The sequence below is a fragment of the Pseudanabaena mucicola FACHB-723 genome (genome assembly GCF_014696385.1).
Lineage (GTDB): Bacteria > Cyanobacteriota > Cyanobacteriia > Pseudanabaenales > Pseudanabaenaceae > Pseudanabaena.
On sequence record NZ_JACJQB010000066.1, the window covers coordinates 1 to 11,162 of the forward strand.

Sequence of the window (11,162 nt, forward strand, 5' to 3'; positions counted from 1 at the left end):
CAAATGGTCGCTGCGAGTAAGCAAGGGATCATGATTACGCCGAACCAACCTACATAGAGGCGGTTGTTGGTGCTGGTGATCCAATTGCAAAATTGATCCCACAGTGATGCGCTTTCGCGTCTTTGTACTGCTGTTGTCATTTTTGTGTTTTGGTTTAAAACTTTTATTTATGTAAGACTGCTCTTACATTTACAAATATATCAAATTGTTAAGTTTTGTCAATAATACTTTTGAGAGAGTCGAGATTACCGAACCAAAATCAAAAAGGAGGTGCAAAGCACCTCCTTTTTGGTAATTATCTGTATTTGATAATTATTCGTAAACCCAAGCTGTTAAGTTTGGTTGCCATTCGACTAATTCCTCTGGTTTAAACCAAAGGGCAATCTCAGTTTGAGCAGTTTCAATCGCATCGGAACCATGGATAATATTGCGACCAATATTTACGCCAAAATCACCGCGAATTGTACCAGGTTCAGCAGTAAGTGGGTTAGTTGCACCAATAATTTTGCGAGCCGAAGCTACCACGCCATCGCCTTCCCACACCATCGCCACAACTGGCCCAGAGGTAATAAAGTCAACTAAGCCAGCAAAAAAAGGTCTTTCTCTATGTACTGCATAGTGACTTTCAGCTAGTTCGCGACTGGGTTGCAACATTTTCAGACCAACGAGCTTAAAGCCTTTTGTTTCGTAACGACGAATAATTTCTCCAACTAGGTGGCGTTGCACGCCATCAGGCTTGACTGCCAAAAAAGTACGTTCCATGATTTTGGTAAAAGTATTAAGCAATTGTAAAAAAGTTTACAAAAAGCATTATTTCATTTAAAGAACGCAAATTAAACAAAAACCAAAAAGGTAGAAGCAATTCATGAGTTGCCTCTACCTTTTGCTTGCTATCCCAAAATTACTAGCAATCATATTACCAGCCATGTTCCGTGAGAAATGATGGAGTTATTGTAGGAGTGGATAGATTGGTTGAGGCAATATGACTTGATTTCAGAAATTTCTCCACATATTTACCCAGCAAATCACCTTCTAGATGCACACTACTGCCGATTTCTAAATATTTTAAGGTCGTATTATCGTAGGTATGGGGAATCACAGCGACTCGAAAATTTGAACCTGATTCGTTGCAATAAGAAATAGTAAGACTAATTCCATTAATAGCGATACTGCCCTTAAAAACGATGTAACGAGCGATCGCAGGCTCAGCATCAAAGCTTAACTCCCAAGAGTTACCTACAATCGCTTTCTCGATGAGTTTACCCATGCCGTCAATGTGTCCTGACACAAAATGTCCACCGATGCGATCGCCAACCGCCAGAGCCATTTCTAAATTGACGTATTTTAATTTGCGATCGCCAAGGTAAGTTCTACCCAATGTTTCAGGAGAGACATCAGCGACAAAATTGCTGTCAGAGATCTTAGTAGCAGTGAGGCATACACCATTAACAGCAACGCTGTCACCGATCGCAATTTTGGCAACAATATCTGGACAATGAATGACAAGGCGATCGCGATCACGACGTTCGATCAAGCCAATGGTTTGCACAAGTCCAGTAAACATAACTTTGTAATAAACTTTCAGTAAAAAGTTGTGGCAAGAAATTTGTTTTATATCAACGGATGCTCTATATCTATTTTCAAGACAACAGAGGTTAACTTATCGATGGTATTGGCTGCTTGCCCAGCTAGATCATTTGGCATATTGCGATCGCGATTTAGCCACAGAGCATTGATGCCCACCTCACTCGCACCCAGATAGTCTTCACTAAAGCTATCACCAATATGCCAAGCCAAGTCAGGTGTTTGCTGCAATTGGTGTTTAGCCAAGGCAACTTCAAAAATCAGAGCATCAGGTTTAGCTGCTCCTGATTCAGTGGAAATTGTGATTGAACTGAAGTAAGACTTTAATCCTAAGGCCTCCATGACTGGATAAATTCGACTATCAAAATTTGACAATACCCCCAAAGAAATTCCCTGCTTCTGCCATGTATCTAGCGCTGGCAGAGTATCCTCATAGACACCCCAAGGTTCTGCTGTAGCAAAATAAGCATACAAGTTTTTAAAAAAGCCATCAAAATCAGAGAACTTGTCTAAATCACCTGTTTTAGTAAAAGTTTGGACAGCCAACGAGTACCACCACTGATACTCTGCGATCGCAATTTCTGACTGTGGCAAATTAGGAAAAGCAATGTTTGAAGCAGCTTGAAAACTTTGATAAAACGCTTGGTTAACTAACTTAGGCTCAAGACAGACACCAAAATTCAAGGCAACTTTGGCATATTGCTCACCAACACTACCCCTTACACCAAACAAAGTACCAACGGCATCAACATAAATAACCTGAGGTGATCGCATTAAATTTCAGAAAGATTGCTGAGATAAAATATTAAGTGTGCTGATACAATGACAGCCAAAGTTTGAAAAAACAAACGGAAACAAACTATCTCTATTATTATGGCAGGTATTCTGTTTTTGAAAGCTCTGAGACAGTTGGGTTATAGAGAAATTTTATGCATACACCTCAATTTAGCAAGTTAATCATATTTGCAGCCCTGATCCACACTCCTCTGCCCCTCTGGGCTCAAGATACAACTATTGATAGGACATCACCGCCAAACCTATCGAACCCTAGCAATAGCAGAATCAGTGAACCACTCAACAGATCTCGATTAAATGTCAGTGCCCCCCAAGATACATTTCGCTACATTCTGGGCGCAGGTGACAACATCAAAATTGACGTATTCAATGTACCAGAACTATCAGGAACACAAACAATAGCTCCCGATGGGACTATCAACATATCCTTAATTGGCGCAGTCAAACTAGAAGGATTAGGAATCGACGAAGCTACCACACTTTTGCGCGAAAAACTTAACCCTTTTCTTGTGCGTAACATCGTTAACATTTCTCTAGTCACCCCTCGTCCCCTAAATATTGCGATCGTCGGAGAAGTAAATCGCCCAGGTCCACGCTTTCTAAATTACGGCTCATCTGGCATCAATGCCGCGACATTAACCAGAGCATTAGAATCAGCCTCAGGTATCACCTCCAGAGCCGATATCAGCAACATTCAAATCTCACGTCGTAATGGTTCCATGGGTCGTCAAATCATCACGATCAATCTTCAAAACCTATTAGAGAGAGGTGACATTAGTCAAGATATTCGGATTCTTGATGGCGATTCAATCTTAGTTCCTCCTTTAGCTGAAGCAAGCGCTTCACAAACTCGTCTTGTCAGTAACTCAACATTCTCACCAGATAGCTTCACAATCCAAGTTGCCATTGTGGGCGAAGTCAATCGAGTTGGCCCACAAACTTTAATTTACTCCCGCAATGGTACAACCCCCACAGGCTTAACAGGCGCACCCACAGGCGCAGGCACAACATCTGGTGGCGGGCCAGTTACACTCAGCAGAGCATTGCAAGCAGCCAACGGAGTCACGGAAATAGCCGATATCCGCAACGTCCAGATATCTCGACTCAATGATAGAGGTGAACGCACTATCGTTAAAGCCAACCTACTTGACTTGATTACCAAAGCAGATCTCAGTCAAGATGTCACCCTTACTGACGGTGATTTAATTACAATCCCTCGATTAGAAAAAACTAATCCAACCGACTATCTCCAAATTGCCAAGGCTACATTCTCCCCAACAGTCATCACAGTCCAAGTAGTTGGGGAAGCAGTTCGCCCCGGACCATTACAACTTCGCCCCAATAGCTCATTTACAGAAGCAATTTCTTTCGCAGGTGGTCTCACCAATGATGCCGACTGGCGTGCTGTTGAGCTATATCGTGTCAATCCTGATGGTTCTATAATGCGGCGAGATCTTGTTGCTGACCTAAATCTCCCTTTAAATGAAGACTCAAATCCTGGATTACGCGATCGCGATGTAATTGTCATCCGCCCATCCTTTGGGGCAAGTATTCTTGGCTCAGCTACTAGATTTCTCGGTAACATTGTTACCCCCTTTTCATTAGTTAATAACCTGTTTAGAAGATAAGCATGAAAATCCTTGTTACTGGTGGTGCAGGCTTCATTGGCTCGCATCTAGTCGATCGGCTGATGGAATCTGGACATGAAATTGTTTGCATTGACAACCTATATACAGGTCAGAGATCTAATAATAATCAATGGGCAGATCATCCCAAGTTTAAATTTATTGAACACGATATCGTTGAACCGATCACGGTGGACAATATCGATCAGATCTATCACCTTGCTTGTCCAGCATCACCTGTTCACTATCAAGCTGATCCCATCAAAACCGCCAAAATCAACTTTTTAGGCACTCTAAATATGCTGGAATTGGCAAAACAATGGAACGCAAGGATTTTATTGGCATCCACATCTGAAGTTTATGGAGATCCTCTCCTTCATCCGCAAATAGAAGATTATTGGGGCAATGTAAACTGTAATGGCATTCGTAGCTGTTATGACGAAGGTAAACGCATTGCCGAGACGATTACCTTCGACTATCATCGCCAGTATCATACCGATATCAGAGTTGCCCGCATCTTTAACACTCATGGAGAAAGAATGTTAGAGAATGACGGACGGGTTGTCAGCAACTTTGTAGTTCAGGCTCTCAAGGGAATTCCACTCACAGTTTATGGGGATGGCTCACAAACTCGTAGTTTCTGCTATGTATCCGATCTCGTAGAAGGATTAATGCGACTCATGAATGGAAATTACATTGGTCCCGTTAACTTGGGTAATCCTGCGGAATATACAATTCTCCAATTGGCGCAGACAATTCAACGCATGATCAATCCTAGCGCCGAATTAATCTTCAAACCTTTGCCACAGGACGATCCCCAGCGTCGTCAGCCCGATATTTCTAGTGCAAAGTTCCATTTACAGTGGCAACCTACTGTACCGCTAGAAGAAGGTTTAGCGAAAACAATAGCCTATTTTCGCTCTCGTATCACCAACCTGTTATAACTTCCAAAATCGAGATGTTTGCCTCAAAGCTCCTTTCATCATTCCACTCGATCTATTGATTCATTCTATTTATTTAAGCGAGTAACTAAAAATATGCGTGTTTGCGTCATCGGAACTGGCTATGTAGGTCTTGTCACAGGTGCTTGTCTTGCATACATCGGACATAATGTCATCTGTGTGGATAATAACGAAGAGAAAGTCAAGCTCATGAAGTCAGGACAGTCCCCCATCCATGAACCAGGGCTACCTGAAATTCTATCAGCAGCAATTCGCCAAGGAACAATTGAGTTCACAACGGATATTGCCGCAGGAGTAAGGCATGGAGAAATTTTATTTATTGCCGTAGGCACACCTTCTCTAGCAGATGGTCGCAGTGACATGCGCTATGTCGAAGCCGTTGCTCGCAGTATTGGCGAAAATCTCACTGAAGGCTATCGTGTAATTGTCAATAAGTCTACAGTTCCAATTGGTTCTGGTGATTGGGTACGCATGATCGTCCTTGATGGTATGTCGGGTAAAAGCAATACCAATCAAATTCAGTTCGATGTAGTCAGTAATCCTGAATTTTTACGTGAAGGGGTAGCCGTATATGACACATTTAACCCCGATCGCATTGTTGTTGGCAGTGGTAGTGAACGAGCGCTCAAAATGATGCAGGATCTTTATCAACCAATCATTGAACGTTCTTTTGCCGAGGACAAAACCCTACCGCCAGTTCCTGTGGTCGTGACTGATTTAAACTCAGCAGAAATGATTAAGTACGCAGCAAATGCCTTTCTTGCAACTAAAATCAGCTTTGTCAATGAGGTTGCCAATATTTGCGATCGCGTCGGTGCAGATGTCAAAGAGGTAGCCAAAGGCATCGGACTCGACTCACGAATTGGCTCTAAATTCTTGCAAGCAGGAATCGGATGGGGTGGTTCCTGCTTTGGCAAAGACGTATCAGCTTTAATCTACACAGCCGAAGACTACGGCTATTCAACTGACATTTTAAAAGCCTGTGTCAAGGTCAATGAACTCCAGAGAACTTTAGTTGTTGAGAAATTACAACAAGCTCTAAAAATCCTTAAAGGTAAAACCATTGGTCTATTAGGAATGACCTTCAAGCCAGATACAGATGACATGCGCGATGCACCTGCACTAACACTCATCGATCAATTAAGTCGCTTAGGCGCAAGAGTGAAAGCCTACGATCCCCTAGTCTCTCAGTCAGGACTACGTCAAGGCTTTTCAAATGTAATTGTCGAAACAGATCTAGAGCGTCTCGCCGATGGTTGTGACGCAGTAGTATTAGTCACAGATTGGCAAGAATTTCTAAGCATCGATTATGCCAAGATGCTGACATTAATGGCACACCCTGTAATTATTGATGCCCGTAATTTTCTAGATGGCAAAGCTCTCAAAGCTCTTGGCTATCAATACATAGGCATCGGACGCTAAAGAGAAGATAAAGGTGTTGTCTCAGTAACACCTTTATCTTCTCTTTAGTTTTTAAAATACAAATCGCTATATCCTGATTATTAAATAGTTCAGCACAAATTTAACAGCTTGTGCTAGCCGCTATACGAGCAACACAAGCCATAGTTAATAATCAGCTAATCATCAAAACATTGTAATGACAAAAAAAAAGAAAATTGACAAGACAGATAATTCTAAGCTCAACATTAAACTTGGTAAGAAAAAAAATTCGTCTAATCTTTCTCATCAACTTAAGGAAGATGAATCAGATAGTCTAGTTCAAGACACAATTGAAGATAATCGATTGCTTAACTTACCAAAATTGTCTAAAAAAGTTTATGAAAAAGAACTCAAAAAATTACAAATAGAATTAGTCAAGCTTCAAGAGTGGGTCAAACATAAAGGTCTAAAGGTTGTCGTCGTTTTTGAAGGTCGTGATGCCGCAGGAAAAGGCGGCGCAATTAAAAGCATCGCCCAATCCCTCAACCCCCGTATTTGTCGAATTGTGGCACTAGGTAAGCCATCAGATCAAGAGCGGACTCAATGGTATTTCCAACGTTATACTGCCGAATTACCTGCTGCGGGAGAGATAGTTTTATTCGATCGCAGTTGGTATAACCGTGCTGGAGTCGAGCATGTGATGGGATATTGCACCCATGATGAGTACGTCGAGTTTCTTCGCTCCTGCCCAGAATTTGAAGATATGATTCAAAGAGCGGGCATTATTTTGATCAAATATTGGTTTTCCGTTAGTGATGAAGAACAGGAAAAGAGGTTCCAAGATCGGATCAAAGATCCCCGTAAACGTTGGAAATTCAGCCCAATGGACTTGGAAGCTCGTTCTCGTTGGGTAGAATATTCTAAAGCGAAGGATGACATGTTTAATGCAACAGATACAGAGATATCACCTTGGTATGCGATTGATGCGAATGATAAGCGCCGTGCAAGACTAAACTGTATCAATCATCTATTAGCCCAAATTCCCTACGAAGATGTATTAACAAAACCAATTGAGCTCCCACCTCTACAAAACAAGATGGTTTATGTGCGTCCACCCATCTATCTGCAAAACTTTATTAATGATGTGACCGCAGATTTAAAGTAAATCTTAAGACTTAGTTTCAGATAATTGCGGTGCAAACGCTGTAATTACATCATCCGCCTTAGCTGTCCAGCCAATAATGCCACCTTGAGCACGCAACATCTCTATAGTTGACTGTTTAAATTCTGGGAAATAGCTGGCAGTTCCATCCTCAACTAATAAACACTCATAACCGCGATCATTAGCCTCTCGCATCGTTGTCTGCACACAAACTTCCGTAGTGACCCCAGTAAACACTAAATGGGTAATTCCTTCTTTTTGTAGAATATTTTCCAAATCAGTTCGACAAAAAGCCCCCTTAGCAGGCTTGACAATCACAATTTCATGATCCTGCGGCGTAAGCTCTGGAATAATATTATTGCCATCTTCCCCAGCAATCAGAATCCTCCCCATAGCTCCTTGATCACCAATTTTTAGACTACCTTTACCACGCTTCAACTTAGAAGGAGGACAATCCGATAGGTCTGGACTATGCGCCTCAATGGTATGAATGACGGGTAAATTTAGCGATCGCCAAGTCTCTAATAGCCGCTTGATCGTAGGCACAACGCTTTGCAATTGGGTAACATCATTACCCAACACATCACCAAATCCACCATGTTCCAGAAAATCGCGCTGCATATCGATGATAACCAAGGCAATCTTGCGATCGGTAGGTACTACATATTCATAGGGATTTGCAACAATTGTGGTCATTAGGTTCTCCATTATTCATTAGTCATAATTACAGGCTTTTCCCAAACAATCAAAACTACACATCCATGTTCACTAGACACCTGATGACTAGTATTAGGTGCATTAATAATCACAGACCCTTTAGTATATGTACCCTCAGCATCAGACTGAGAACCTGCTAATACAAATATATGTTCATATCCTAAATGTGTATGTTTAGGAACTTTTGCACCTGCTGCATAGCGAAGTAACGCCGCACTAGAGCCTGCATTATTCTCATACAAATGGTATATTTCGACACCTTCGCGGAATGGCTGCCAAGGCAGATCGACATAGCTAAAACGAGCTAGCAATTCAGGAAAAACTCGAACTTGAGGGTTATTATTTAACATACTTAATTAATGCCCTGCCATCTTCTGTCCAATCACAGTCAAATCAGCTTCAGCACTCGTACTTTCGTAGGCAAACTTACCATCACTCATAACCAAAATGCGATCGCTCAAAGTCAAAATCTCATCCAGATCCTCACTAACCAAAAGTACACCAACACCTCGATTTCGTGCCTCCACAATTTGGTTGTGAATATAGTCAACCGCAGCAAAATCAAGACCAAAAACAGGATTTGCCACAATAAGTAACTTAATATTTGCCGCAGACAGTTCTCTCGCCAGAACGGTTCTCTGAACATTACCACCAGACAAATTTCCAACAGGAGTATCGGGAGATGGAGTCTTAATTGAAAAGGACTTAATTAAGTTTTTGGCGGTTTCACGAATTTCTTTGAACAAAAGCAAAATGCCCCCCTTAGATTGGGGAAATCGATCAAAAGTTCGTAAAGCCAAGTTTTCAGCAACACTCATATGTGGTACACAAGCATTACGTAGCGGTTCTTCAGGAAGAGAGAATACTTGATGTTTATACATTTCTGGTCGAGTAGCCAAGTATCTCTCACCATTGACAAAAATCTCACCAGACGTAGCAACCCTTTGTCCAGAGAGAACTTCGACTAATTCCCTCTGACCATTGCCAGATACACCAGCAATACCAACAATCTCACCATTTTTGATCTGGAGATTAACTCCAGACACAGCTTCTAATCCATTATCACGTTCAGCATGGAGGTTACGAATATCCAGCACTATTTGCTCAGAAGCAACAACTGTTTTTTCAACCTGACGAGATTCCTTGCTCTCTCCTAACATCATTGCTGCCATATCCAAAACAGATAAGTCTTTAGTAGAGCCACTTCCTGCTAACTTGCCTTTACGGAGAACCGTCACATTATCCGCAAAAGCAGTAATTTCGCGAAATTTATGACTAATCATTAAAACACTCAATCGTCCTGCTGTTACCTCTTCTCGCAGTAAACCCAACACTTCATCAGCTTCTTGCGGGGTTAGCACCGATGTTGGCTCATCCAAAATTAAAATGCGACTCTTGAGGTAAAGCTGTTTGAGAATTTCTAGCTTCTGTTTCTGACCTGCCGCTAATTGCGAAATTGGCGTATTTAAATCTATCTTGAAAGGAGAAATTTCCATAAAAGCATTTAGCTTTTCTAGCTCATCTTTCCAATTAATTATAGTAGGAGTATCGGGTCTGACCAATAAGAGATTCTCGGCAACAGTCATTGCAGGTACAACCGTAAAATGTTGATAAACCATGCCAATACCATAGTTATAGGCATCACGAGGACTGTGAATATCACGGGATTGTTTGTTGATCAAAATATCGCCATGACTTGCTAAATGAAAACCCATAATGCACTTTACGAGTGTACTTTTACCAGCACCATTTTCGCCCAGTAAAGCATGAAAAGTCCCAGGCAGAACTTTAAGGGAGATATTGTCAACCGCAATAAAAGAACCAAATTTTTTAGATACATTTACCAACTCTAACTCAGGTGGCAAATGCGATCGTAGAGCGTCAGCAGAAACACTAGTTGGAATATCCAAGGGTGGTATAGACTCTTTCATGGATTCTTGTTTAACCAGATTATCAGTAAGATTGTCTTCAAGACCGTCTGAATTCATCCTGTCCACAGCATTATCCACGTAACATCATTATATATTTAACTAAAGATATTGGGTAATTGCTGTAATCAATGATTCAGAATCACTAACTGCTCCAAACACGCCTCCTTGCATTTCCACCATCTTTAAAGCAGCAAGATGATTACCATAGTCAGTAGCGCCCGTACAATCTGACAAAATTAAGCATTCATAGCCACGATCATTAGCATCACGCATCGTTGTATGGACACAAACATCAGTTGTAATACCTGTCAAAATTATATTTTGAATACCTTTACACTTCAAAATAAGATCAAGATCCGTAGCATAAAATGAACCCTTCCCAGGTTTATCAATTATCGTTTCATCTGGTAATGGGTAAAGTTCAGGAATAATATCCCATCCCTTCTCACCACGCACCAATATTTTTCCACATGGCCCATCATCCCCAATTCCAGCGCCAATACGTTGGGATCGCCACCGCTTATTTTTAGGTAAATCTGATAGATCTGGGCGATGCCCTTCACGAGTATGAATAATAAGAAAGCCTTTATCTCGAAACAGAGTTAAAACTTTTACAATTGGCTCAATTGGAGCACGAGTTAAAGATAAGTCATATCCCATTTTATCAACATACCCGCCAACACCGCAAAAGTCAGTCTGCATATCAATAACAATAAGTGCTGTATTATCAATTCTTAATTCGCCGTTATAAGGATAGGGATAAGGGGTAGAGTTAACGTACATATTTATCTAAAGAACAATGCTGTATAAGAGTTAGTTAGATAAATTGTTATTGATTAGCAAAATTAAAACTGTTCCAACAAAACAAAAAGGCATATCTACACAGAATGAAACAAAGACAAAAAAGAGAGAGGAGTCAGCTTATACGAGCTGACTCCTCTCTCTCTTATGTCTTTGTTGTTTGGAGCTAAAAATTAAGCTTGGCATCGAGCTATTTTCCCGTAGG

11 protein-coding genes and 1 pseudogene are annotated in these 11,162 nt (G+C 41.2%); 4 read left to right on the plus strand and 8 right to left on the minus strand.

Translation table 11 applies throughout. The features are described from left to right. From H6F41_RS17700 to H6F41_RS17715, 4 genes and pseudogenes are all read right to left on the minus strand, one after another. Nucleotides 1–140 (minus strand): annotated as a pseudogene (locus H6F41_RS17700) (photosystem II q(b) protein); the annotation flags it as partial. Nucleotides 141–312: 172 nt separating this feature from the next. Further along, nucleotides 313–762, minus strand: a complete 450-nt coding sequence (ndk, locus tag H6F41_RS17705) for a nucleoside-diphosphate kinase (RefSeq protein ID WP_190404787.1) — start codon at nt 760–762, stop codon at nt 313–315. Between the two features lie 154 nt (nt 763–916). Further along, entirely contained in the window at nt 917–1,564 is a 648-nt protein-coding gene (locus H6F41_RS17710; protein ID WP_190404788.1) for a riboflavin synthase, read from the minus strand. 47 nt (nt 1,565–1,611) lie between these two features. Next, a complete protein-coding gene (locus H6F41_RS17715) occupies nt 1,612–2,358 on the minus strand; it encodes an HAD family hydrolase (protein ID WP_190404789.1) in 747 nt (248 codons plus the stop codon). A gap of 155 nt (nt 2,359–2,513) precedes the next feature. Here H6F41_RS17715 and H6F41_RS17720 point away from each other — a divergent pair, with 155 nt between their 5' ends. The 4 genes from H6F41_RS17720 to ppk2 all read left to right on the plus strand — a co-directional run bounded on the left by H6F41_RS17720 (nt 2,514) and on the right by ppk2 (nt 7,511). After that, nucleotides 2,514–4,007 carry an SLBB domain-containing protein gene (locus H6F41_RS17720; RefSeq protein ID WP_190404790.1) on the plus strand — a complete coding sequence of 498 codons (1,494 nt, stop codon included), beginning with the start codon at nt 2,514–2,516 and terminating at the stop codon, nt 4,005–4,007. Between the two features lie 2 nt (nt 4,008–4,009). Then, nucleotides 4,010–4,948 (plus strand): UDP-glucuronic acid decarboxylase family protein, encoded by a 939-nt coding sequence (locus H6F41_RS17725; protein WP_190404791.1) that lies wholly within the window; start codon nt 4,010–4,012, stop codon nt 4,946–4,948. Nucleotides 4,949–5,041: 93 nt separating this feature from the next. Beyond that, nucleotides 5,042–6,388: a UDP-glucose dehydrogenase family protein gene (locus tag H6F41_RS17730; protein ID WP_190404792.1), complete on the plus strand. Its 1,347-nt coding sequence runs from the start codon at nt 5,042–5,044 to the stop codon at nt 6,386–6,388. Between the two features lie 175 nt (nt 6,389–6,563). Beyond that, the gene (gene ppk2 / locus H6F41_RS17735) at nt 6,564–7,511 is read left to right on the plus strand and encodes a polyphosphate kinase 2 (protein ID WP_190404793.1); all 948 of its coding nucleotides are present in this window, start codon (nt 6,564–6,566) and stop codon (nt 7,509–7,511) included. 3 nt (nt 7,512–7,514) lie between these two features. Here ppk2 and H6F41_RS17740 read toward each other — a convergent pair whose 3' ends face one another. The 4 genes from H6F41_RS17740 to biuH form a co-directional block, all read right to left on the minus strand. After that, a complete protein-coding gene (locus H6F41_RS17740; protein ID WP_190404794.1) occupies nt 7,515–8,204 on the minus strand; it encodes a cysteine hydrolase family protein in 690 nt (229 codons plus the stop codon). Between the two features lie 11 nt (nt 8,205–8,215). Continuing rightward, nucleotides 8,216–8,575: a cupin domain-containing protein gene (locus H6F41_RS17745; RefSeq protein ID WP_190404795.1), complete on the minus strand. Its 360-nt coding sequence runs from the start codon at nt 8,573–8,575 to the stop codon at nt 8,216–8,218. A gap of 6 nt (nt 8,576–8,581) precedes the next feature. After that, complete coding sequence (locus H6F41_RS17750; RefSeq protein ID WP_190404796.1) at nt 8,582–10,156, minus strand: ABC transporter ATP-binding protein; 1,575 nt, start codon at nt 10,154–10,156, stop codon at nt 8,582–8,584. A 99-nt stretch (nt 10,157–10,255) separates the two neighbouring features. Next, on the minus strand, nt 10,256–10,939 hold the full coding sequence (biuH, locus tag H6F41_RS17755) for a biuret amidohydrolase (protein WP_199288832.1): 684 nt from the start codon (nt 10,937–10,939) through the stop codon (nt 10,256–10,258). Between the last annotated feature and the right edge of the window lie 223 nt (nt 10,940–11,162).